At 59.2% G+C, this 23,470-nt stretch carries 19 protein-coding genes and 1 pseudogene; 9 read left to right on the top strand and 11 right to left on the bottom strand.

Translation table 11 applies throughout. The features are described from left to right. The 4 genes from AC0L37_RS06075 (at nucleotide 1) to AC0L37_RS06060 (ending at nucleotide 4,816) form a co-directional block, all read left to right on the top strand. Nucleotides 1-1,218 (top strand): NADP-dependent isocitrate dehydrogenase, encoded by a 1,218-nt coding sequence (locus AC0L37_RS06075; protein WP_282221704.1) that lies wholly within the window; start codon nucleotides 1-3, stop codon nucleotides 1,216-1,218. 308 nt (nucleotides 1,219-1,526) lie between these two features. Further along, nucleotides 1,527-2,450, top strand: coding sequence for an outer membrane protein transport protein (locus tag AC0L37_RS06070; protein ID WP_473314598.1), 924 nt, complete (start codon nucleotides 1,527-1,529; stop codon nucleotides 2,448-2,450). Between the two features lie 355 nt (nucleotides 2,451-2,805). Then, nucleotides 2,806-3,738, top strand: a complete 933-nt coding sequence (locus AC0L37_RS06065; protein WP_282221706.1) for a DMT family transporter — start codon at nucleotides 2,806-2,808, stop codon at nucleotides 3,736-3,738. Nucleotides 3,739-3,826: 88 nt separating this feature from the next. Beyond that, nucleotides 3,827-4,816 carry a glycerophosphodiester phosphodiesterase family protein gene (locus tag AC0L37_RS06060; RefSeq protein ID WP_473314595.1) on the top strand — a complete coding sequence of 330 codons (990 nt, stop codon included), beginning with the start codon at nucleotides 3,827-3,829 and terminating at the stop codon, nucleotides 4,814-4,816. Nucleotides 4,817-4,959: 143 nt separating this feature from the next. Here the strand turns inward: AC0L37_RS06060 and alaS are convergent, their stop codons facing one another. Both alaS and recA read right to left on the bottom strand, forming a co-directional pair. Next, entirely contained in the window at nucleotides 4,960-7,599 is a 2,640-nt protein-coding gene (gene alaS, locus AC0L37_RS06055) for an alanine--tRNA ligase (protein WP_282221708.1), read from the bottom strand. 289 nt (nucleotides 7,600-7,888) lie between these two features. Continuing rightward, nucleotides 7,889-8,957, bottom strand: a pseudogene (recA, locus tag AC0L37_RS06050) (recombinase RecA). Nucleotides 8,958-9,237: 280 nt separating this feature from the next. Here recA and araD1 point away from each other — a divergent pair. Together araD1 and AC0L37_RS06040 are read left to right on the top strand one after the other, a co-directional pair. Then, a complete protein-coding gene (araD1, locus tag AC0L37_RS06045) occupies nucleotides 9,238-10,233 on the top strand; it encodes an AraD1 family protein (protein WP_282221709.1) in 996 nt (331 codons plus the stop codon). Nucleotides 10,234-10,293: 60 nt separating this feature from the next. Beyond that, on the top strand, nucleotides 10,294-11,310 hold the full coding sequence (locus AC0L37_RS06040; protein WP_282221710.1) for an aldo/keto reductase: 1,017 nt from the start codon (nucleotides 10,294-10,296) through the stop codon (nucleotides 11,308-11,310). 34 nt (nucleotides 11,311-11,344) lie between these two features. On the opposite strand, the gene AC0L37_RS06035 is transcribed toward AC0L37_RS06040, so the two are convergent. Together AC0L37_RS06035 and cckA are read right to left on the bottom strand one after the other, a co-directional pair. Continuing rightward, nucleotides 11,345-11,740, bottom strand: a complete 396-nt coding sequence (locus AC0L37_RS06035) for a DUF2237 family protein (RefSeq protein ID WP_282221711.1) — start codon at nucleotides 11,738-11,740, stop codon at nucleotides 11,345-11,347. Beyond that, nucleotides 11,737-14,310 (bottom strand): cell cycle histidine kinase CckA, encoded by a 2,574-nt coding sequence (cckA, locus tag AC0L37_RS06030; protein ID WP_212657512.1) that lies wholly within the window; start codon nucleotides 14,308-14,310, stop codon nucleotides 11,737-11,739. The genes AC0L37_RS06035 and cckA overlap by 4 nt, the downstream gene beginning before the upstream one ends. 325 nt (nucleotides 14,311-14,635) lie before the next feature. Here cckA and AC0L37_RS06025 point away from each other — a divergent pair, with 325 nt between their 5' ends. Continuing rightward, nucleotides 14,636-15,061, top strand: coding sequence for a PACE efflux transporter (locus AC0L37_RS06025; RefSeq protein ID WP_282221712.1), 426 nt, complete (start codon nucleotides 14,636-14,638; stop codon nucleotides 15,059-15,061). Nucleotides 15,062-15,084: 23 nt separating this feature from the next. Here the strand turns inward: AC0L37_RS06025 and flhB are convergent, their stop codons facing one another. From flhB to flgB, 6 genes are read right to left on the bottom strand one after another with little or no spacing between them, the layout of a single operon-like run. Then, on the bottom strand, nucleotides 15,085-16,167 hold the full coding sequence (gene flhB / locus AC0L37_RS06020; protein WP_212657510.1) for a flagellar biosynthesis protein FlhB: 1,083 nt from the start codon (nucleotides 16,165-16,167) through the stop codon (nucleotides 15,085-15,087). Between the two features lie 3 nt (nucleotides 16,168-16,170). Further along, complete coding sequence (gene fliR, locus AC0L37_RS06015; protein ID WP_269369313.1) at nucleotides 16,171-16,938, bottom strand: flagellar biosynthetic protein FliR; 768 nt, start codon at nucleotides 16,936-16,938, stop codon at nucleotides 16,171-16,173. Between the two features lie 2 nt (nucleotides 16,939-16,940). Beyond that, on the bottom strand, nucleotides 16,941-17,207 hold the full coding sequence (gene fliQ, locus AC0L37_RS06010; protein WP_212657509.1) for a flagellar biosynthesis protein FliQ: 267 nt from the start codon (nucleotides 17,205-17,207) through the stop codon (nucleotides 16,941-16,943). Nucleotides 17,208-17,258: 51 nt separating this feature from the next. Next, entirely contained in the window at nucleotides 17,259-17,594 is a 336-nt protein-coding gene (fliE, locus tag AC0L37_RS06005) for a flagellar hook-basal body complex protein FliE (protein ID WP_212657508.1), read from the bottom strand. Nucleotides 17,595-17,611: 17 nt separating this feature from the next. Then, on the bottom strand, nucleotides 17,612-18,022 hold the full coding sequence (gene flgC, locus AC0L37_RS06000; protein ID WP_269369311.1) for a flagellar basal body rod protein FlgC: 411 nt from the start codon (nucleotides 18,020-18,022) through the stop codon (nucleotides 17,612-17,614). 14 nt (nucleotides 18,023-18,036) lie between these two features. After that, the gene (gene flgB / locus AC0L37_RS05995; RefSeq protein WP_212657506.1) at nucleotides 18,037-18,441 is read right to left on the bottom strand and encodes a flagellar basal body rod protein FlgB; all 405 of its coding nucleotides are present in this window, start codon (nucleotides 18,439-18,441) and stop codon (nucleotides 18,037-18,039) included. A gap of 177 nt (nucleotides 18,442-18,618) precedes the next feature. Here flgB and AC0L37_RS05990 point away from each other — a divergent pair, with 177 nt between their 5' ends. Together AC0L37_RS05990 and fliP are read left to right on the top strand one after the other, a co-directional pair. Beyond that, complete coding sequence (locus AC0L37_RS05990; protein WP_282221713.1) at nucleotides 18,619-19,302, top strand: flagellar biosynthetic protein FliO; 684 nt, start codon at nucleotides 18,619-18,621, stop codon at nucleotides 19,300-19,302. Between the two features lie 25 nt (nucleotides 19,303-19,327). Beyond that, nucleotides 19,328-20,062: a flagellar type III secretion system pore protein FliP gene (gene fliP, locus AC0L37_RS05985; protein ID WP_427857079.1), complete on the top strand. Its 735-nt coding sequence runs from the start codon at nucleotides 19,328-19,330 to the stop codon at nucleotides 20,060-20,062. Here the strand turns inward: fliP and AC0L37_RS05980 are convergent. Next, on the bottom strand, nucleotides 20,059-23,406 hold the full coding sequence (locus AC0L37_RS05980) for a tetratricopeptide repeat protein (protein ID WP_282221714.1): 3,348 nt from the start codon (nucleotides 23,404-23,406) through the stop codon (nucleotides 20,059-20,061). The genes fliP and AC0L37_RS05980 overlap by 4 nt on opposite strands. Nucleotides 23,407-23,470: the final 64 nt, after the last annotated feature.

Raw genomic sequence — 23,470 nt, 5'->3', positions numbered from 1 at the left:
ATGAGCAAAATCAAAGTCGCCAACCCCGTCGTCGATCTCGACGGCGATGAGATGACCCGGATCATCTGGCAGGCGATCAAGGACAAACTCATCCATCCTTATCTCGATCTTCCGATTGAATATTATGACCTTTCGGTCGAGAGCCGCGACGCTACCGATGACCAGATCACGGTCGATGCTGCCAATGCCATCAAGAAGTTTGGCGTCGGCATCAAGTGCGCCACCATTACCCCTGATGAAGACCGCGTTGAAGAGTTCAAGCTCAAGAAGATGTGGCGTTCGCCAAACGGCACCATCCGCAACATTCTTGGCGGCGTCATCTTCCGCGAGCCGATTATCTGCAAGAACGTGCCACGTCTCGTTCCCGGTTGGACCCAGCCCATCATCGTTGGCCGTCACGCCTTCGGCGATCAGTACCGCGCCACCGACTTCCGCTTCCCTGGCAAGGGCACGCTGACAATCAAGTTCACTGGCGAAGACGGCAAGGTCATCGAGCACGAAGTGTTCCAGTCGCCCGGCGCTGGCGTGGCCATGGCCATGTACAACCTGGACGATTCGATCCGCGAATTTGCCTATGCCTCGCTCAACTACGCATATGACCGTGGCGTGCCTTGCTACATGTCGACCAAGAACACCATTCTCAAGGCTTATGACGGCCGCTTCAAGGACATCTTCCAGGAGATCTACGAAGCCGAGTTCAAGGAAAAGTTCGAAGCCAAGAAGATTTGGTATGAGCACCGCCTGATCGACGACATGGTGGCCTCGGCCCTTAAATGGTCCGGTGGCTATGTCTGGGCCTGCAAGAACTACGATGGTGACGTACAGTCCGATATCGTGGCCCAGGGCTTCGGCTCTCTCGGCCTGATGACCTCGGTGCTGGCGACCCCCGATGGCAAGACCGTCGAAGCTGAAGCCGCCCACGGCACCGTGACCCGTCACTACCGCCAGCATCAGCAGGGCAAGGAAACCTCGACCAACTCGACCGCGTCGGTCTTCGCCTGGACCCGCGGTCTGGCCCACCGTGCCAAGCTCGACGACAATGCGGACTTGGCAAAGTTCGCGGCCACCCTCGAAAAGGTCGTCGTCGACACCATTGAAGAAGGCAAGATGACCAAGGATCTCTCCCTGCTCGTCGGCCCCGATCAGCCATGGCTGTCGACCATGGGCTTCCTCGATGCCATTGACACCAATCTGCAGAAGGCAATGTCGGCTTCGTAAGCCAGCAACAGCATCTGACGGCAAAGGCGCCTCTTCGGAGGCGCCTTTTTTTGTTGAGCCGCACCCACAGGCGATCTGAGCACGGACCCGAGGACGTGGCCTGGGTGCAACAGTCGACCCTGCTATCCCCACAGAAGCAGTCAGCGCATTGACGACGGCCCCAAATCCACTACTAGTTGACGTAATGGTCAACTTCATCGCGATTAGGAGGAATGACTGACTAATTGGTCAGCTATTCCGCGAGGAAGGCGGCAGCATGCGAAACGGCGCAACTGCCTTGTGGCGCAATGGGTGGTTAGGAGGATCACATGCGACTAAATCAACGATTGACGAGTGTACTGGCCGGATTGGCCGTAAGCCTGCCGCTGGCTGGCGTGGCCTATGCTGGCGGACTCGAGGCCAATGGCTATGACTGGGATCTGCTGTTTGATCCTGCGACCTACACTGCCAAAGGCAGCGCCACCTATGTCTACATCAATAAGGATGTGACCAATGCGGGCGTCATGGCAGGCACGGTATCCACGACCCCCTCTCGCGTGCACTACAATGCTGGCATCAAGGCCGACATTCTCGATATGGCGAGTTGCCTCGTATCGGTCCAGAACCCGTTCGGATCTGACACCTCACGCACCAATGCCTATGCCGCATCGACCTCCCAGGCGATGACCGAATCCATCCGCTCAACCGATATCGGTCTCACCTGCGCAGTCAGTGCACAGGTTGGTCTGGGCGTCGTCAGCCTGATCGGTGGTGTATCGGCGCAGAACCTGGACTACCAGGCCGACATTCCCACCAGCTTGACCACCAACACGCCATTGTCCATCAATGGCTGGTCCACCGGCTGGCGCGCAGGTCTGGCCTATGAGATTCCCGAATACGCCCTGCGGATCAGCGCCATCTACAATGCGCCCGTCACCTACACCCTGACAGGTACCGCCTATGGCGGCGCAGCATCTGCCGATGTGACCGCACCACAGTCCTTTGAAGTACGCGGCCAGACCGGCATCGCGCCCGGATGGCTGGCGTTGGGTTCGGTCAAATGGATGAATTGGGCAGCGCTGCAGAAGCTCACCGTCAACACGATCGGTGCACCTCTGGTATCCACCTTCGATTATCGCGACGGCTGGACCGTCACCGCAGGTGTTGGTCACGCGCTCAGTGAGCAGTTGAGCCTTGTGGGCACGGCAAGCTGGGATCGCGGCACGTCCACCCCCGCACTGGCGGTGTACTGACCGCCGGCACCCAAACCGATCGCTACGGCGTCGCACTGGGCGGCATTTACAATGTTTCCCAGAGTGTACAACTGACCGGCGGCGTCTCCGTGAGCACGCTGGCCGCGGGCTCCAATGCCCGAGGTGAAAACTGGGACACCGGCTATGTGTTTGCAGTCAATGGGGGCCTTAAAGGCTCGTTCTAACCGCTTAGCTTGAACATAACGACCATTCAGGGCCACCCGGGACATCACCGGGTGGCCTTTTGCTGTTTAGCCGACCGGTACCAGGTTGACGCAGCATTATGGCCATCGACAGCCCCGCTGGCGCTCGATAGCTTGCCAGCATTTCCTACAGAGTCTGTTTTGGGTGTTTCATGCAGGTCGGCGTGATTTATGCGGTCGTCGCCTATTCGGTTTATGCGTGTGGCGACGCCATCATCAAGGGCTTCGGGCAAAGCCTGTCAGTATTTGAGATCGGCTTCTTCATCGCCGTTTTCTCCCTATTGCCGGCCCTCTTCGTCAAACCGAAGGGCGAGCACTGGCGCCAGAGCTTTCAGCTGGTTCATCCACGCCTTGTGCACTTGCGCGCCTTCACCGGCGTCGCATCCGCCGCTCTGGTTACCTACGCTTTCGTCAACATACCCTTCGCTGAGACTTATTCCCTCGTCTTCATGATGCCTCTGTTCATTACCATCATGAGCGTGTTGATCCTCAAGGAGCGCGTAGATCTCACGCGCTGGGCAATGCTGGCGTTGGGATTTATCGGCGTCATGCTGGTGGTTCGCCCCGGCTTCCGAGTACTTGAACCGGGCCATTTCGCGGCTCTTGGCTGTGCGTTCTTTGGCGGCGCAACCACAACCATTTTGCGGATTATTGCCAGCAAGGAAAAGCGCGTCAGCCTGATTGCCGTGCCTGCGCTTTACGTGGTGGTACTCAACGCGATCCTGATGATACCAAGCTTCATCATGCCGACGCCAACCCAGTTCTTGCTGCTTGCTGTTAGCGGGAGCTTTATCGGCATGGGGCATCTGCTCATTATCGCTGCCACCCGCAACGCCCCCGCCAGCCAGGTCGCGCCGATCCAGTATGTGCAGATCGTGTGGGCAATCGCCCTTGGGGCGATCTTCTATTTCGAATACCCCGACCTGCTGGCCTATATAGGCTTGGCAGTTGTGGTACTCTCTGGCCTGGTCAATGTCTTCATCGATGGTGCCCGCACCCGCATCGCCGGCCGCTTCGCCGAATATCGCGCTCTGCGCACCGGCCCGGTGACCAACATCACGGAAGTTCAGGGTCCCGAGGTGTGAGGGCTGCCGACACCTCGGTGCCAACCATTCACTTTTTCCTTCTCCCTCAATAGAATAGAACCCTCACACCTAAAGCTGCGAACGTGTCATGTGGCAGTGGATCAGAATTGCAATGGCCGGGCTCGTCCTGTTCGCGATTAGCGTTGTTGTCCTGAACGGATCATGGCACGCGCCCGCGCCTGCCGATCCGCAGCGCCGGCTGCTTTCCCATCGCGGTGTTCACCAAACCTTCGACAGAACCAACATCGCCAACGACACCTGCACCGCTGAGCGCATCTTCCCACCCACTCACGACCTGATGGAAAACACCCTGCCCTCAATCAAGGCGGCCTTCGATGCAGGCGCCGATGTGGTTGAAATCGACATTGCAGCAACCACTGATGGCCAGATGGCCGTGTTCCATGACTGGTCACTGGGGTGCCGCACAGACGGCAAGGGCCCCATTCGCGATCACAGTATGGAGGAGTTGCGCGCGCTCGACCTTGGCTATGGCTACACGGTCGATAGAGGCAGCACCTTCCCGCTGCGCGGCAAAGGGATTGGATTGATGCCCACCCTCTCAGAGGTGTTCGCGGCCTTCCCCCAAGGGCGTTTCCTGATCAACTACAAGAGCCACGACGCCTATGAGGGCATCCTACTCGCTGCTCTCATCGAGGCGAACCCCGATGTCCGCCGCGCGTTGTGGTCCGCCTATGGCGGCACCGAACCGACAGAACGCGCAAACGAATTGATACCTGACCTCCGTGGTTTCACCTCTACAGGCACCAGATACTGCCTGATCGGTTACGTTCTGCTTGGCTGGAGCGGGCATATCCCCGTGGAATGTCGCAATACGCACGTCATGGTGCCGATCAACTACACCTGGGCAATGTGGGGCTGGCCAGACCTGTTCCACCAACGAATGGCAGCGGCTGGCAGCGATATCATCCTGATCGGCCCTGTCGAGGCAGGCGAAACCGGCACCTCGGGCATCGATACCCCCGAACTACTCAAGACGATCCCTGACACTTTCGACGGCTATATTTGGACCAACCGCATTGAGCTCATCGGCCCCTTGGTGACGTCAGAAGTCCTTTAGACGCTGCTGCCCAGCGTGCCCGCTTATCGTCGTCCTTCTTGAGCAAAATGCGAGCGACGTTAGGCATCTGGTTCGCTCTCCAACGCGACCAAAAAAGGCCTCCGCCAGAGCGGGAGCCTTTGAATTTCGCTCGCGGCAGGGCCTTAGAGCAACGCGCGAATGGCAGCCAGAGCTTCTTCGGCCTTGCTTCCATCGGGGCCGCCGGCCTGCGCCATATCAGGTCGACCGCCGCCGCCCTGACCGCCCAGTGCCGCCGAGCCCGCCCGCACCAGATCGACCGCTGAGGCCCTGCCGATCAGGTCTTCGGTTACCCCAACAGCCAGCCCAGCCTTGCCATCATCCGTGACGCCGACAATGGCGATCACGGCAGAGCCGACCTGCTTCTTGGTCTGATCCATCAAGCCGCGCAGATCCTTGGGTTGAAGCCCTTCGACAACCCGACCAACAAACGCGATCCCATTGATGATCTCGGGACCTTCGGTCTTTTCCGACCCGCCACCCATGGCTAGCTTTTGCTTGGCGTCACTCAGGGCCTTTTCACTGCGTTTGAGTTGCTCCTGCAACGCCGCGATACGCTCGAGCACTTCATGACCGCCAGAGCGCAGCAGACCAGCCGCCGAGTTCACGATGGCCACATGGGTATTGCCGCGATGGCGCGCAGCAGTACCGGTCAGCGCTTCGATGCGGCGCACGCCAGCCCCCACGGCACTTTCCGCCACGATCGACACCAAACCGATGTCGCCAGTCCGACGCACATGCGTGCCGCCACACAGCTCCACCGACCAGCCCAGGCCATTGCCTGTCGGCTCGCCCATGGCCACCACGCGCACTTCGTCGCCATACTTCTCGCCAAACAGGGCCCGCGCGCCGGATTCCTTGGCCTCATCAACGCCCATCAAGCGCGTTTCAACCGGGGTATTCTGCAGCACGATGGCGTTGGCGATGTCTTCGACCTCGGCCATCTCCTGCTCGGTAACCGGCTTGGTGTGCACAAAGTCAAAGCGCAGACGGTCAGGCGACACCATCGAACCCTTTTGCGCGACGTGGTCGCCCAGCACGATGCGAAGCGCTTCATGCAGCAAATGGGTCGCCGAATGGTTGCAGCGGATCGAGGACCGGCGCGTGTGATCAACCACCAGCGTGATGGGCTGACCAACCTTGAGCGTGCCTTCACTCACCTTCACCATATGGGCAAAGACGCCATGAAACTTCTGCGTGTCCTGCACATCAGCGGCAAGACCATCGCCATGCAGTACGCCGCTATCACCCACCTGGCCGCCACTCTCGCCGTAGAACGGCGTCTGGTTGACCACCACTATGCCCTCCTCGTCGGCGGCCAATGCAGCAACTTCAACGCCGTCCTTGAGCAGTGCCTTGATTTCGGCCTCTGCCGTCTCGGTCTCGTAGCCGAGAAATTCAGTCGGGCCCAGCTTGTCAGCCAGCCCGAACCAGACAGTATCGGTGGCAGCACCACCGGCACCGGACCAACTGGCGCGGGCCTCTGCCTTCTGTGCTGCCATAGCTGCGTCAAAGCCGGGCTGATCCACTGTAATGCCACGCAGACGAAGCGCGTCCTGGGTCAGATCGAGCGGAAATCCATAGGTGTCATAGAGCTTGAAGGCCGAACCACCATCAAGCACTGCGCCTTCGTTCATATCCTTGGTTTCATCGGCCAGTATCTGCAAGCCGCGGCCCAACGTCTTAAGGAAACGTCCCTCTTCAAGCCGCACCGTTTCAGCGATCATGGCTTCACCGCTGCGCAGTTCGGGATAGGCCTGCCCCATTTCCCGCACCAGCGTCGGCACCAGCTTGTGGATTACCGGCTCATTGGCCCCCAACAACGTAGCGTGCCGCATCGCACGACGCATGATCCGGCGCAGCACATAGCCACGCCCCTCATTGGAAGGCAACACGCCCTCGGCAATCAGAAAGCTCATCGAGCGCAAGTGGTCGGCGATCACGCGCAGGCTGCGATTGCCCTCGCCCTTTGGATCAACCCCGGTCGCCGAAGCGGCTGCCCCGATCAGCGACTTGAACAGGTCAATATCGTAATTGTCGTGCACGCCCTGCATCACCGCAGCGATACGCTCGATGCCCATGCCGGTATCGATCGAGGGGCGTGGCAGGCTGTCACGGCTACCGTCACCCTGCTGTTCATACTGCATGAACACCAAGTTCCAGATCTCGATCCAGCGATCGCCATCTTCCTCTGGTGAACCCGGAGGGCCACCCCAGACATGCTCGCCATGATCGTAAAAAATCTCTGAGCACGGACCACACGGACCGGTATCGCCCATCTGCCAGAAGTTCGACTTGGCGCCGAGCCGCACGATCCGGTCTTCGCCCAAGCCAGCAATCTTCTTCCACAGCGCCATGGCCTCGTCATCGTCCTGATAGACGGTGACCATCAGCTTTTCCTTGGGCAAATCCCACTCTTTGGTAAGCAGCGTCCAGGCCAGCTCGATCGCTTCTTCCTTGAAGTAATCGCCGAACGAGAAATTGCCCAACATTTCAAAGAAGGTGTGGTGGCGGGCCGTGAAGCCGACATTGTCCAGATCATTATGCTTGCCGCCAGCCCGCACGCATTTCTGCGCCGAAGTCGCCCGCGAATATGGCCGCTTCTCGATACCGGTAAAGGTATTCTTGAACTGCACCATGCCCGCATTGGTGAACATCAGTGTCGGATCATTGCGCGGGACCAATGGGCTGGACGCCACCGCCTCATGACCATTGCGGGTAAAGTAGTTTGTAAAGCTCGAACGCAGGTCGTTTACGCTGGTCATGAGAGGACTTTCATTCGGAGACTGGTGCCCGCGCACCACAGCAAAGTTAGGCTGGCTTTCTATCGCGCAGCTTGGCGAAATGTCCAGCATTGCTGCGCCCGCCAGACCCTCCGGAGCCGATCTGGCGTCAATCACCATTCTTTAGAACACCTCCAGCGGGCCTGCCGCTGCATCTTTGCGCCCAGCCAACCGCTGCAAATTCTTGCTCTGCGACCTTTCAGCAGGACGCGCCAAAACAAAAAGGGCACCGCTACCGCGGTGCCCAGTCATCCCCGCATGGGAGGAAAACCTATTCGTCTTCGGTCGTGCCCGATCCTTCGACCAGCAGTACTTCGCCCAACAGGCCCGAGCTTTCGCGCACACCCTGTTCGATGGTGCGGGCAGCTTCAGGATTATCCTTGAGATATTGCCGCGCGTTTTCACGGCCCTGCCCCAGACGCTGGCTATCCCATGAGAACCAGGCACCCGCCTTCTCAACAATCCCGGCTTTGACGCCCAGATCGAGCAGTTCGCCGGTCTTGGAAATGCCCTCGCCATACATGATATCGAATTCAACCTGACGGAATGGCGGCGCCAGCTTGTTCTTGACGACCTTGACCCGGGTCTGGTTGCCCACGATCTCTTCGCGATCCTTGAGTGCGCCGATACGACGGATATCAAGACGAACCGAAGCATAGAACTTCAGCGCATTGCCGCCGGTCGTGGTCTCGGGCGAACCGTACATCACGCCAATCTTCATGCGGATTTGGTTGATGAAGATAACCAGACATTTCGACTTCGAGATCGAGGAAGTCAGCTTGCGCATGGCCTGACTCATCAAACGGGCCTGCAGGCCCGGCAGCGGAGTCGCCCATCTCGCCTTCCAACTCGGCGCGTGGCGTCAGTGCAGCGACAGAATCGACAACAAGGACGTCGATCGCACCCGACCGCACCAGCGTATCGGTAATTTCCAGCGCCTGTTCGCCGGCATCCGGCTGCGAGATCAGCAGATCGTCAACATTGACACCCAGCTTGCGAGCATAGATTGGGTCCAGCGCGTGTTCGGCATCAACGAAGGCGCAGATACCGCCGGCTTTCTGGGCCTCGGCAATCACATGCAGTGCCAGCGTGGTCTTACCCGAGCTTTCTGGTCCAAAAATCTCAACGATACGGCCTTTTGGCAGGCCGCCAATGCCCAGCGCGATATCCAGACCGAGCGAGCCAGTCGAGATCGACTCCACCTCGATCGAGCTGGCCTCGCCCAGACGCATGATCGAGCCCTTGCCGAAATTGCGCTCAATCTGACCGAGCGCTGCGGCGAGTGCCTTGTCCTTATCCATCGATCCACCTTCAACAACACGAAGCGACGCGTTAGCCATCAATTCTCTCCTTATTCCACGCTCTGGGAGACTGCGCAACGCGCGGCCGCCTCGTTTGGGGGTGCATACAATGTGCTTTATTTGTTCTCATCTTGTTCCGTTTATGTCAAGGGACAAAATGAGAACATCGTGCCGGATCCGATTTTGAGCTGTATAGAATCAAGGCCGTCGGCAGCTAGCGCCTAATAAGTATGATTTTTGGACTTGCCACTGGCACCCATGTTGCGTTTTATGCCTGCAACCTTGCCCTTTGGGGCGTTTTTCGCGCAGGAGCCGCGCCATGAATCTCATCCAGTTCTTCGATCTCGACGGCAATCGTGCCGTGGCCGCCATCCAGAACGACGTCGCCCGAACCGTTATCGGTGCCACCAGTGTTTATGATCTGACCATTGAGGCGCTGGCCGGTCCGGGTGGGCTGGCAGCCCTGATCGAGGCCAAAGGGCTGGGGGCCACTGTTGACCGCGGTGCGATTCTCGCCGAAGGCCGCATGCTCTCGCCTATCGATCATCCCGATCCCGCTCATCTATACGTGACCGGTACCGGATTGACCCATCTCGGTTCAGCCGCAACTCGCGATGCCATGCACAAGGCCAATGGCACCAAGACGGAAAATGACCTGACCGATTCCATGAAGATGTTCCAGATGGGCCTAGAAAACGGCAAGCCCGCTGATGGCGAGAAGGGTGTCCAGCCCGAATGGTTCTACAAGGGTAATGGCTATTCAGTGGTTCGCCCAGGCCACCCCATCCCTTCCCCAGGATTTGCGCTCGACGCCGGCGAGGAGCCCGAGATCGCTGGAATTTACGTGATCGATCACAATGGTCAGCCACGACGCCTTGGTTTTGCCTTGGCAAATGAATTCTCCGATCACGTCACCGAACGCGTCAACTATCTCTATCTGGCTCACTCCAAGCTGCGCGCCTGCTCCTTTGGTCCCGAACTGCGGGTCGGTGATTTGCCTGCCCATATCGAGGGCATGTCGCGCATCTACCGCGACGGCAAGGTGCTGTGGGAAAAGCCCTTCCTGTCGGGCGAAGACAATATGAGCCACACCATCGCCAATCTGGAATATCACCACTTCAAATACGACCTGTTCCGCAACCCAGGCGATGTCCACGTGCATTGCTTCGGCACTGCAACCCTGAGCTTTGCTGACGGTATTTCGACCCAGCCGGACGACATTTTCGAACTCGAAGAAGCGCAGTTCGGCGCAGCCCTCCGCAATCCAGTGCGCATGGAGACAGAACACCCCTTGATCGTGGGCAGCATCTATTAACTTGCTGCACAGCAACTAACATGTCAGTTTCCCCGCGCTTTGAATTGCCGGGGAAACAGCATGTCTCGCACACTTGAAAAACGCCGCATTGGCCAGTCCAGTCTCGAGATCACCACGCTGGGGCTGGGCTGCGCCAGCCTGGCTGGTATCTTCTCGGCTGTCCCCGCAGATCAGGCTCGCGCCACTATTCATCATGCGCTCGATGCCGGATTGAACCACGTCGATACTGCGCCGCAATATGGTCTGGGCCGCTCCGAACATCTGGTCGGCGATGTCGTGCGCACCCGCCGCGCAGAGACAATACTGTCCACCAAGGTGGGCCGTCTGCTCAAGCCGGTGAGCCCCGGTGTTCAGGACAAGGGCGCCTGGGTCGATCCCCTGCCCTTCGATCAGGTCTACGATTACTCCTACGACGGCATCATGCGCTCGTTTGAGGACAGCCTGCAGCGGCTGGGCGTCAATAATGTCGACATTCTCTATGTCCACGACATCGGGGTCGCAACCCACGGCGTGGAAGCCAACAAACCGCTCTGGCAGCAACTGGCCAGCGGCGGCTATCGCGCTCTGCGCGAGCTGCGAGACACTGGCTTGGTCAGTGCCATCGGCCTGGGCGTCAACGAGTGGGAAGTGCTCATGGATGCCATGACGCTAGGCGATTGGGATGTGTTCCTGTTGGCAGGCCGCTACACCCTGCTCGAACAGACTGCGCTGGCCCCCTTCATGACGACGGCCGCCCAACGCGGCTCATCTGTCGTGGTCGGCGGCCCGTTCAATTCCGGCATTCTGGTAGGCGGCACGACGTTCAACTACGCCAAGGCCCCTGAGGCCATCGTCGCCCGCGTCAAGGCCATCGAGACGGTGTGCAACCAGTTCAATGTGCCCCTGCCCGCAGCTGCGCTGCAATTTCCCCTGACCCATCCCGTGGTGTGCAACGTCTTGCCCGGCCCGCGTTCGCCGGCGGAACTCGACGGCATCCTCGATTGGTGGGATGTCGCCATACCCGCTGAACTGTGGACCACGCTGGCAGAAAAAGGTCTGCTGGCATCCGGAACACCCATTCCCGGTGGCACCGCCTAGGGCCGCGACGATACGGGCGCCAAGGCGCCCGTTTTCAATTCAGGTCCAGCGCGTAACTCTTGAGCAGGTTGAGGGGTACCAGCCCCAGCACGGCCTGATTTGTAGCGCGCAAATAGACACGCGGTGCCATACCGGCGACATGTGCCTGCATCCATCGCCCTGCCACCAGGCACCAGCGATTGCCCTCCACCAGTCCGGGAAAGGCGAATTGCGGCATGGGTGTCGTCAGATCGTTGCCGACCGATTTCGAATAAGCCAGAAACACGTCGCTGACGGCGATGCACACCAGATGCACGGCGGCATGATCAGGTCCAGCAGCACAAAATCCCGTGCGGAAGAAGCCAGTTAGTGGATCGTGTGAACAGGGCTGCAATGCCTCGCCGAGAACATTGAGTTCACTGGGACCAGGAGACCGCCCCTGCTCGTTCAATGCACCTCATCCTTGCCCAGCTTCTGCAGCACTTCCTTGACCTTGGAGTTGATCTGGTCGAGCGAATAGGGCTTGGGCAGGAACTCCACGCTCTGATCATCTTCGATGTCGCGGCGCACGCTTTCCTCAGCATAGCCGGACACAAAGATCACCTTCAGGTTCGGCATGGACTTGCGCACTTCCTTGAGCAGGCTGGGGCCGTCCATTTCAGGCATAACCACGTCCGAGATCATCAGATCGATCTTGAAGTCGATATCCTCGAGCACTTCCATGGCCTCTTCGCCGCCATCAGCCTCGAACACTTCATAGCCCGTCGCGCGCAATGCCTGGGCCGAAAAGGCGCGCACGCTCTCCTCGTCTTCAACCAACAAAATGCGTTCGTGTCCCGTCAGATCGCGCACTGGCGCTGCCGCTGCTGCAACCTTGGCCGCCACTTCGCTTTCACTGGCCACATGGCGCGGTAGGAAGATCTTGAATGTGGTGCCAACGCCCACGGTCGACACGGGATAGATATAGCCCTCGGTCTGCTTGACGATCCCATAGACTGTCGACAGACCCAGACCGGTGCCCTTGCCCAATTCCTTGGTGGTAAAGAAGGGCTCGAAGATTTTTTCGATCACTTCGGCGCTCATGCCGGTGCCGGTATCCTGCACGTCAATCAGCACATAGTCCGCCGGCACCATGCCTTCAAAAGTAAACTTCTCGGCTTCGCCGCGATCAACATTGGAGGTCCGCAGCGTAATCGCGCCCCCCTTGGGCATAGCATCACGCGCATTGACCACCAGATTGATGATCACCTGCTCAAGCTGCACCACATCGGCGCGCACCGGCCAAATGTTGCGGCCATGCTCGACAGTCAGTGTGTTTTTCTCGCCGATCATGCGCTTGAGCAGCACCGTCAGATCGTCAACGATCAGCGGCAGTTCAAGCACCTGAGGGCGCAAGGTCTGGCGGCGCGAGAAGGCCAGCAACTGGCGAGTCAGGCCCGCGGCACGATTGGCGTTCTGCTTGATCTGCATCAGTTCGCTGAACGATGGATCTCCTGGCTTGTGCTTGAGCAGCAGCAAATCGGAAAAGCCGATAATGGCGGTCAGCAGATTGTTGAAATCGTGCGCCACACCACCCGCCAGTTGGCCCACGGCCTGCATCTTTTGGCTCTGGGCAAACTGCGCTTCCAGCTTGCGCTGGTCGGTCATGTCCAGCGCATAGACATTGATCTGCTCAGGCGAACCCGCGCTCATCTCCGACGCTGAAAGGTACAGCCGGACTGCGTGATCGCCCTCGATGCTCAGCAACGCATCCACTGGCTCGATCTCGGAACGATGCGCCAGTGCTTCGCCCACAGCCTTGCCGAAACGCTCCCGGCTGGCTTCGCCGATCAGCCCGCTCAAAGGCTCCATTTCGATGCTTTTTTCTTCGCCCGCCCAATGGAAAATTCGCCCGAATGGCGCATTGGTGCGAATAATCCGCCCGTCGGCGTCCAAAGTCGCAATGGCGAATGGCGTGTCGTTGAAGAAGCGCGAGAACCGCACTTCAGCGGCGCGCAATTCTTCTTCATTCTCAGGTGCGTTGGACTTGTCCAGAACCAGCGTGCGCGTCTCGCCCAGTTCGCCATCGGCCAGGCGCGCAGCGCGATGCAACAGGCGTACCGGCAGGCTGGTGCCGTTGCGGCGGACGAGATCAATGTCGATGATTTCGGTGCGGATCTCGCCGTCGCCGCGCCCGCGCATCAGCAGGGTAGCACCATCGCCGCGCACGATATCGGACATGCCCAGCTGTCCGGAATTGAACTCGGCAAGATCATAGCCAAGCCAGTCGGTCAGCGTGGAGTTCAGATACTGAATGCGGCCATGCGCATCCGCTGAGAAGAAGCCTGCTGGTGAATGGTCGAGATAGTCGATGGCCCGCTGCAGATCACGGAACGCGCTCTCATTGCTGTCGCGATCCCGGGTAATGTCTTCAACTGACCAGATCACCAATGGCTTCTTGGCCTCGTCAGACTCGGGCAGCGGACGTACGCCCACGCGATACCAGAACGCCTTGCTGCTGTCGGCTTGCGAACCGCCCAGGCCACCTACAATGCGGATATCCTCCACCGCGGCACGCCCATCCTTGGCAGCGCGTGACAACCGGTAGATCGCCTCACTCGCGTCAGACTGGCCGGCAAACAGCCGCGGCACGCCAACGGGCAGACCATTGGTCAGCGCCCCGCTGAAGCTGCCATAATGCGCGTTCACATAGGAAATCTTACCGTCACGATCGGCCACCACCGCGCCAAAAGGCAGGCTGTCGACTACGGCATTGGAGATTGTCCGGCGCTCTTCGCCATTGGCGAAACGAAACAGCCCGGCCGCCAGACCGAACAGGCAGAACACCCCAACCACCGCCAGCACGCCGACAAAGGTCATGATCAGGTCGGGGGAAATCTGCTCGCTGAACAGTGCAAAACCAACCGCAATCCCCACCAGGAACATGCCCAGCAGCAAAACCCGCCACAGGCCTGCACCGCTGCGCCCATTGGCAATCAGCGGGTCGGGATACGTGTCTTCGCCAAGCGGCGTCGATGCCATGGGTCAATCTGCTCCGTAGCCAGTGAGTCGAGCCGAATCAGGCGCTGTATTAACGTCTAGCAAATGCCCCCCTGCTTCGGGAGACTGAACGGCGTTTTCAACACCGTGCAGGCGAGCAAACCGACATTACGGTCCAAACAGCACCCGCACCAGCGCTATGGCAGCACTTCAACGCACCATTGCGCCTGCATGGCCACGATGGCTGATGGACGACGCGATTTGATTTTTGGTCATTCGCCACGATATGCCTGCGGCAAGTGAGGACGACCTCCCCCTATCCGGGCACCTAGATTGCGGGACGACCCGATTTGCATTGAGGTCTCCCATGCGCACACCACGCGATCGTATCCGCCATGCCATCAGTTTTGAAATTATCGGGCTTGCCCTGATAACCCCGCTGGGGGCTTTCGCCTTCGCCATGCCCATGCACGACATAGGGGTCATCGGTGTGGGCAGCGCCACGCTCGCCATGGTCTGGAACTACATCTATAATTATGGCTTTGATCGCCTGCTGCTGCGCCTGCGCGGTGACACACAGAAATCGATGCCGATGCGTGTTCTGCATGCCGTGCTGTTCGAGCTGGGGCTGCTGATCGCCCTGATGCCGCTGATCGCCTGGTATCTGGGCGTCAGCCTCTGGCAGGCGCTGGTGATGGATGTGTCATTCGCCCTGTTCTACATGGGCTACGCCTTCGTCTTCAATCTTGCCTATGACCGCGTCTTTCCGCTGCAATCCAAAACAGCGAGTTAGCGCGGCTCAGCCGCACCGGCGCATTAGCGTGACTTCCAGCCGGCACCCTGCTTGAGCCGCATCACGAAGCCGATTACCTCGGCGACAGCCTTGAAATGTTCGTTGGGAATGCTCTCGCCGATTTCGACACTGGCAAACAGGGCGCGCGCCAATGGTGGGTTTTCCACGATCGGGACATCGCTCTTCTTGGCCAGCTCGCGGATGCGGAACGCCACCGCATCGGCACCTTTGGCAACGCATTGCGGCGCGCCCATCGCCTTGTCGTACTTCAACGCCACGGCAAAGTGGGTTGGGTTGGTGATCACCACGGTGGCGTCAGGGACCGAGGCCATCATGCGCTGACGCGACTTTTCGTGACGCAACTGACGCAGCCGACCCTTCACATGAGGATCGCCTTCCATCTGTTTGTACTCGTCCTTGGTCTCCTGCATCGTCATCATCTGCTTCTTCCACCATTTCTGGCGGACATAGAGATAGTCAGCGAAGGCGATCAGCGTCACCACAGCCAGCGTGGCTAGGAAGATCTTGATCCCGAGCTCCCAGAAGTCCGACAGAATGATTAGCGGGTCCGCGGTCATCATGGTGTCGAGCCGGTCGCGCTCAGGCCAGACGGCGGCAATCACCACAGCACCGACAATGCCGATCTTGAACAGCCCCTTGAGGAAGTTGACGATCGACTCGCTGGAGAACAGTCGCTTGGCCCCCGCCAGCGGCGAAATTTTGGAAAGCTTGGGCTTGAGCGACTCTGCCGACATCAGCGGCCGGTGCTGGATGAGATTGGCGATGATCGCAGAAAACGACAGTACCACCAGCGGGATAAGGACTGTGCCCAGCAGGGCCATCGCCAGATTGTTGAAGAAGCCGCCCAGACCATCGCCATCCAGCGAGATCCGGTCGGCATTCATCATGATTAGCTCGAGCGACCCCATCAACCCGGTTGCCGCACCCGGTGCCATGGTAGCAAAAATTGCAGCCGATCCGGCCAGCATGAACCAGGTGACGACCTCCTGGCTCTTGGCGACATCGCCCTTCTTGTGGGCGTCCTCGAGCTTTTTCTGGGAGGGGTCTTCTGTTTTGGAGGATTGTTCGGGGGCTTCGTCTGACACTGCTTAGCCCCTCCACATTGCCAGATGGCGCTCGAACCCTGCCAGGTACCAGCCCATCATCATTGTCAGGAGCAATCCGAACAGGAAGATGCCCATGAAGATATTGGCAGGCATCAGCACGAAGAAGACCTGCATGGCCGGCATCAGGCGCGCCAAAATGCCGGCGCCCAGGTTGAACACCAGACCAAACACGATGAACGGCGCCGACATCTGGATGCCGATCGTAAACGCACTGCCAACGGTTCTAAGCGCCAATTGCGCAGCATCATCAAACATCAGCGGCGTATCGAGCGGAAACACCATATAGCTGTCAAACGTCGCCGCGAGCGCCATGTGGTGCAGATCGGTAGCGAAGATCAGCACCATCCCCAGGAAGCTCAAAAAACTGCCAAAGACCGCCCCTTGCACACCTGTTTGCGTCGGGTCGGCCGCCATGGCGCTTGAAAGCCCTGCCTGAAAAGCGATGATCGCCCCGGCAACCTGTGTAGCCATCACGGTGATCCGCGCAATGGCCCCCAGCATGATGCCGATCGCCAGTTCGTGAAAGATCAGCCCGATAATGTTCATCACATCGTCCGGCATGGCCGGCAGGTTCGGTGCCAGCAGCGGATAGACCACCAGCGTAAAGGCCAGCGCGAAGCTCAGCCGCATGCGCATTGGGATCATGTCTTCACCCAAAGCCGGCATCAGCATCAGGATAGCGCCAATCCGCGTAAACAGCAGAATATAGACAAAGGCTGTATTGGGCAGCCAGTCGAGGCCGATCGTCACCCTCAGCCACCTACAATGATCATGTCGACGACACGGTTCATGTAGCCGCCCATGGTGGCGCCCAGAAACGGCAGCGTCAGCAGCATCGTCAGAAAGATCGCGATGATCTTGGGCACGAAAACCAGGGTCTGTTCCTGGATTTGCGTCAGCGCCTGGAACAGCGCGATGATCACGCCGACCACCAGCCCCACGACCATCATGGGTGATGCCACCATCAGCAAAACCCAGATACCATCGCTTGAAATGTCGAGGACTTCGGCGCCGGTCATGTTGGTTCCTGTGCTGGACAACCGAATCGTCGCCCTGCGCCCAGTCTACGCCTAGATCGGCATCCGCATGATCTCTTCATAGGCAGATATCACCCGGTCTCTGACGGTGACCATGCTTTCAATGGCAATTTCGGTCTCGCTGAGCGCTGTGACCATATCGACCACATTGGCTTTTCCGTTGACCATATCCATGGCCATCTTGTCGCTGGTCTTGCCGCTATCGACCACGCCCTGCACCTGGCTGGCGAGCATGTCGGCAAAGTTCTGACCGCCATTGCTTGGCGCCAACGCTGTAAGGTCGGTAGCCGGCTTGGCCGACTGGTTGATCAGCTTGCTGGCATTGCCATAGGCGGCCGCGGCAGCGTTGAAAGGGGTGTTGATAGCCATGACGAATTCCTACCCGATCAACCGCGCAGGATGTCGAGCGTACGCCCGAGCATCTGTCGCGTGACAGTGACAACATTGAGGTTGGCCTCATACGTGCGCTGGGCCTCGCGCATATCCATGGTCTCGATCAACGTATTGACGTTGGGATACTGCACATAGCCCGTCGCATCGGCTGCCGGGTGGCCCGGCTCGTAGCGGCTGGTGAAATCACTCATGTCGTAGGCCATCTTGCCCACTTCCACGATTTTGCCACCGACGTCGGGATCAAAGCTCGTTTCGAAGGTTGGAATCCGCCGGCGATAGGGTTCATCGCCCGGCGCTTTGCCAGCCGAGTCGGCATTGGCCAGGTTTTCCGCGATGATACGCATACGAGCCGTCTGGGCGTGCAGCCCGGTGGCCGCGATGCGAAGCGAAGAATTGAAATCCATATTCGCTTACTTTCCTAGGAACGGCCGAGAGCGGTGCGCAGCACCTTGATCGACTTCTGGTACAGCCCGGTAGCGGCCTGATAATCCATCATATTGGTGGTCACCTTCATCATCTCGTCTTCGAGTGAGACACCATTGCCTTCCGGCGTAATTTCAAAATTGGCCATCTGCTGGGCGCCAAACGCGCTGTCGCCCTGCCCACCCACTGAAAAGTGCATTGGCTGCGTGGCGGAAGTGGTCACTGACGCAGACGAAAAGGCGCCATTGATCTCGGCATAATTGAACTGTTTGAGATCGCGACCGCGATATCCGGGCGTCTCCGCATTTGCGACGTTTTCTGCCAGTAAACCTTGACGGGTCTGGTGCCAGCGCATCTTGTCAGCAAGTGCCGTAAACACCGGCATGTTCATAAGGCCCATTGGCCGTGTCCCCGCGAGTCCAATCCTGCGATGGGCAATTCTTGCCGGGTTATAGTTAATCAAGTGTTAACCAGCGCAGGTTTTGCCGGAAGCAGGTCTCGCAATCTGCACATTTACGCGGCTTACTAGGCAAGATATGCCGTCCGGATTCGGATCAGAATAGACTTTGGAGCAGATATGCAGTTCATCACCAGCCTGTTTGGCGGTTCAGGTAATTACTTGCTGACCGGCCTGTTCGCCCTTGGCATCGTCATCATCCTGATCGTGCTAGGTGTGTGGCTGCTTAAATTGCTGTTCAATGCCACCAGCACTGCTGGTCGCGGCCGAAACCGCCGTCTGGCCATCATCGACACGCTTGCTCTTGATCAGAAACGTCAGCTGCTGATCATCCGGCGCGACAATGTCGAGCACCTGATCCTGACGGGCGGCCCTCAGGACGTGGTGGTCGAAACCGGCATCCCTGTCGATGAACAGGCCGCGAGCCAAACCAGCCGCCGTCCCATCCCCATGGTCGCCGCACGCAAGCCCGCGCCTAACGCCGTTCCGGCAGCAGCGGCCTCAGCAACCACCGCCGCAGTCACCACCGCCCTAACGCCTGTAGCCACCGAGCCCACCGGCGCCCCCGGAACTGTACTGGCCGAACTGCAGAAACAGGGTCGCGCCACCAACAAGAAGGCGCACCTTTCGCTGCGCCATACCGGCCTGCTGCGCCCCGTTAGCGACATGGAATTGCCGGTTTCCCCCGAAAACTCCAACGGGCCCGCTGAGCCAGCCCTCGACTCAGCTACACAGGACAGCGCACAAGCAGAGATCGAAGGCACTGACCTTGACGACGGCACCCGACATAACGACCGGAACTGATCGCGCGACCATCCGTCGCCGACCTTTGCTGCGCTATGTCGGATGGGCCACACTGGTCGCACTGTCCCTGACGCCATCCTTGGCGTTTGGTCAGGACATTTCGATCGATTTCGGTGATCAAACCACCATCACCGAACGCGCCGTCCAGATCATCGGGCTGATCACCCTGCTTTCTCTGGCACCATCCATCCTGGTGATGGTGACCAGCTTCACCCGCATCGTGGTGGTGCTCTCCCTTTTGCGCACCGCCATCGGCCTGCAGACCGCCCCGCCCAACTCGGTGATGGTCTCGCTGGCCTTGTTCCTCACCTTGTTTGTCATGCAGCCCACTTTGCAGGCTACCTATGATCAAGGCATCGCCCCCTTATTGTCGGGCGACATAGAAATCGCCCAGGCCTTCGAACAGGGCAGCGAGCCTTTGCATGCCTTTATGCGGGCCAATGTTCGCGAGCAGGATCTGACCCTGTTCTTTGACCTCACTGAAGCCGAAATCCCGCCCGAGCCCGAAGCCATTCCTCTGCAATTGCTGATTCCGGCCTTTATGATCTCCGAACTGCGGCGAGCATTCGAGATCGGCTTTCTGCTGTTCCTGCCCTTTGTGGTAATCGATATGGTCGTTGCCTCTGTGCTGATGAGCATGGGCATGATGATGCTGCCGCCAGTGGTGATCTCACTGCCCTTCAAGCTGATCTTTTTCGTGCTGGTCGATGGCTGGTATCTGGTCGCAGGCTCGCTGGTGCGCAGCTTTTCCAGCGGCTAGCCGGCGCTGCCCAGGCCAGTACTGGTTTCCGACGCCACCATGGGCGCCAACGCGCCATCCGCGCCATAGGTATCGCGATAGGACGCCAGGAATGAGTTTATGCCGTCCACGCCCGACACCTGATTGGCCACGGTTTTGAACTCCAGGCTCGTGACCTCGATATTGCCGGTCACCAGATCAAACATCGGCCATTCTGGCGACGTCACCATGGCGTCACCGAATTTGGATCGCAGACGCGATAGCCCCAGCCTGTCATTGGCGAGCACGAAACCAACCGCCGCGCGGATCACGCCCATCCGGGCCGGCTGGCTTAGGGACGCCTTGGTTTCGGGGTCAGAATACAGCGCCTCGATCATTTCGCTGGCTTCGGTATAGCGGCGTGCCTTCCAGTGCGCATCAATGCGCAGCAATGTCACATCGCGACCATCCAGATCGCGCACCAGATCCAGGCCAAGCTGGTCACGGCCGCCATCAATCATCGCCCGCGCTTCCAGTATCCGACGCTGACGCGCCAGAGAATCGGGAATATTGGGCACCCGAGTGGCGTTAAGCACGCGCAGGGCATCCTGTGGCTTGCGGTCGGCCAGATAGATCACGGCGAGATCTGCAGCAATCTGCGTCTTGGCGATGCCACGCAGGCGATTGTCCAGCTGATATTCGAGCAGCTCAGCGGCCTGAGACAGCAGATCGACACGCACCAGGCGACGCGCCAAATTGCGGATCATCTCATCACCACGCGCGCCCGGCGGGGTCAACTGGCGGAAGTCGTAATAGAGTCCCAGCGCATCCACGGGGCCTAGCGAATCAGCGACGCCATTGAGGAACAGCTCGCTAAACATGCTCTGGGCTTCATCGCGCAGGCCGTTGATCGGCGGGCTTTCCGGATAGTTCGCCACGGCCTGTTTGACCGTTTCAAAACCCAGGCGATAGTCGCCATTGCGGAAATACAGCTCTGCCAGCAGCTTTTGCATGTCCGCTTCGAGCGGATTACCGCGCCACAGCAGCGATTCAGCTGACAGAGTCTCGGTGGCCTTGGCCAGGTTCAGCTTGCCCGCATCATCGAGCAGGCGCAGCGTACGGTAGATGGCTTCTGCGCGTGTCGGCCGAATGTCGGCAGCAATCACCTGACCGTAGGTATCGATCGCCTCATTGATACGGCCTTCGGCCTCGTCAATGCGACCCGACAGCAGGTGGAACAGGCTGCTGTCCTCGGAATCCAGCCCCGAGAAATCAATCTTGGCCATCAGGCGTTCGGCCATGTTGGCGTCGCCGACTTCGATGGCCGAGCGAATGGCGGAGAAATAGAAGCGGTTGCGCACCCAGGTCGGGTAGCCGTCGACCACAGACTGCGCTTCCAGCGCATCGCTCTTGGCACCCTTGAAGTCATAATTCTCGGCCCGCGCAATGGTGCGCCACACCAGTGCGTCGACCTCCTGCCCCATTGTGGGCGTGTTCAATATCCGCAAGGCATCGCGTGGACGGTTCGCAATCGTGTCTGCAATCGCCAGTGAGAGGCGCACCTTGCGCGTCAGATCGGTTGATTTGAGATCCTTTTCGAGAACCTCAAGCACACCGACCGCCTCCAGCGCAAAGCGGTTGGCGATGAAGTACTGCGCCAGATCAAGACGGGCCTGATCGCGTTCGGGGCCTTCGGCATTGGCGGCCGCAGACAGCAGGTTCTGCCGCTCCTCGGCGAACAGACCGAAATCGGGCTGTTCCATGCGCTCGAGATCAACAAAACCGCTGCGCATCGCTTCGGTAATGCCATTGCCGATCGAACGCGGACCATCAATCGCCGAGACCGTCAATCCACCCTGAACGGCAAGGACCGCAAGATCATTCTCGATCGTGACGTTCAGATCGTCGATCTCTGGCCTGACCACCAGGCCGTGCACACTGCGCAATGCAGAAAATTCAACATAGTCCAGCGTGCGTGTCAGTCCCCGCGCGGGCGGGAACGCTGTCACGACCTTGAGCACATCGCCGACATTGGGGTCACGGAAGTCGTGCACGCGAGCAGGCCGTGCCACATTGGCGACCATCTCGAAATCGCCCTCGACATCGCGGCGACGGTTCAACTCGATCGGCTCGGTCGGCGTCAGCATGATATCGCCCAGCGATAGCACCCAGGCCATGCCTTCCGAGCCCAACGTTGCCAGACGGTCATCCGACAATTCCACTCGCACCACCTGCGTATCGCCGGAAGCGACAACAGCAAATTCACGGGCCAGCGTATCGAGCTCATCCGACTGCGCCGGTGGGGCAATGCCTGAGACGGTGTCGAACATCATCCAGACCGTATCACCCCGCCGGAACACGGCAGCCGGCGTGTCCTGCTCGAACGGAAAAACCACCCGCACGGTCGAGCCCAGCACATTGACGAAGGGCGTTACCGTTTTGGCAGCCGATTGCGGGTACAACATGCCAACCAGAGGGTCGCTGGAATCGCCGTGCTCAGCGCCATGATCCTGCTTTGCAATGCCGTCCGCCAGTGTGGCCGCGTCAAAGCTGGGCAGACCAACCCCGGCAATATCGATGTCCAGAATGTATTGCCGCGGCGAGTTCTCATAAAAGCGCGGCTTGATGCCTTCTGCCAACTGCAGCGTGACCGTCGAGCCATCGGGGTTAACGGCACTTTCGACGGCAAGCAGTTCGGGCGGTAAGTCGATGGCCAAATCGCGCAGATCGATCCCGACCGGCCATTCGAAGCCGATCATCCCCATATCCCCTTCCTGGACATAGGCACCCGTCGTGGGAACCGACCAGTCGAACTGCACCCGCAGGAATGTCGGATTACGCCCAATGCGCACACTGGCCTGTGGATTGAATTCAACCACACCGGCGGCCTTGCGGTCCTGCTCTGCACGAATGGCGGCCAGACGCGCCCGCTCGGCCAGCTCATCAATAACGTTTTGCGGCAAGGCGGGCGGTTGCCCCTGCCAGTTGGGTGGCAGCAGATCGATATAGAGCTTCTCGCCCGCTTCAATACGATTGAAACTGAAGCCGGACCGCAGCCCCATGCGCAGGCCACGCCCGTCCGGGTCTACGCGCGCCACCGACAGATAGTCAGGCATGGTGGTGCTGACATCGGGCAGAATGACGGAAATAGGCTCGACGAACTCAAGCGAGAGCACGCCGTTTTCGATGCGCATGGAATAGTCAGGCAGTGTATTGCGGCTCGGAAAGCTCAGGATAATGCGGCCATAGCCGTCTTCCTGCGTACCCAGCAACTGGCCCTGCTCGACAGCGAATACCGGCGCAACAAGGCCCAGCACTGACAGCGCAGCCAAAAGTGCCAAGGTCTTTTTGACCTTGAGCAAGCCTGCTTGGATAGCGGTCTTCACCGGCTTCTGCCCGCCCGACGCAAAGCGCGTACTCAAAGGCCAATTTCTAGGCCGGCAATACGCG

Source organism: Devosia sp. J2-20, assembly GCF_055808475.1.
This window is presented reverse-complemented; position numbering and strand designations above follow the sequence as displayed.

Coding starts and splice junctions, on each gene's coding strand:
- fliQ (WP_212657509.1), bottom strand. CDS start 17,207: ATGACCGGCGCCGAAGTCCTCGACATTTCAAGCGATGGTATCTGGGTT.
- AC0L37_RS06065 (WP_282221706.1), top strand. CDS start 2,806: ATGCAGGTCGGCGTGATTTATGCGGTCGTCGCCTATTCGGTTTATGCG.
- alaS (WP_282221708.1), bottom strand. CDS start 7,599: ATGACCAGCGTAAACGACCTGCGTTCGAGCTTTACAAACTACTTTACC.
- cckA (WP_212657512.1), bottom strand. CDS start 14,310: ATGGCATCGACGCCGCTTGGCGAAGACACGTATCCCGACCCGCTGATT.
- AC0L37_RS06040 (WP_282221710.1), top strand. CDS start 10,294: ATGTCTCGCACACTTGAAAAACGCCGCATTGGCCAGTCCAGTCTCGAG.
- AC0L37_RS06060 (WP_473314595.1), top strand. CDS start 3,827: ATGTGGCAGTGGATCAGAATTGCAATGGCCGGGCTCGTCCTGTTCGCG.
- AC0L37_RS05990 (WP_282221713.1), top strand. CDS start 18,619: ATGCAGTTCATCACCAGCCTGTTTGGCGGTTCAGGTAATTACTTGCTG.
- AC0L37_RS06025 (WP_282221712.1), top strand. CDS start 14,636: ATGCGCACACCACGCGATCGTATCCGCCATGCCATCAGTTTTGAAATT.
- flgB (WP_212657506.1), bottom strand. CDS start 18,441: ATGGGCCTTATGAACATGCCGGTGTTTACGGCACTTGCTGACAAGATG.
- araD1 (WP_282221709.1), top strand. CDS start 9,238: ATGAATCTCATCCAGTTCTTCGATCTCGACGGCAATCGTGCCGTGGCC.
- AC0L37_RS06070 (WP_473314598.1), top strand. CDS start 1,527: ATGCGACTAAATCAACGATTGACGAGTGTACTGGCCGGATTGGCCGTA.
- fliE (WP_212657508.1), bottom strand. CDS start 17,594: ATGGCTATCAACACCCCTTTCAACGCTGCCGCGGCCGCCTATGGCAAT.
- AC0L37_RS06075 (WP_282221704.1), top strand. CDS start 1: ATGAGCAAAATCAAAGTCGCCAACCCCGTCGTCGATCTCGACGGCGAT.
- flgC (WP_269369311.1), bottom strand. CDS start 18,022: ATGGATTTCAATTCTTCGCTTCGCATCGCGGCCACCGGGCTGCACGCC.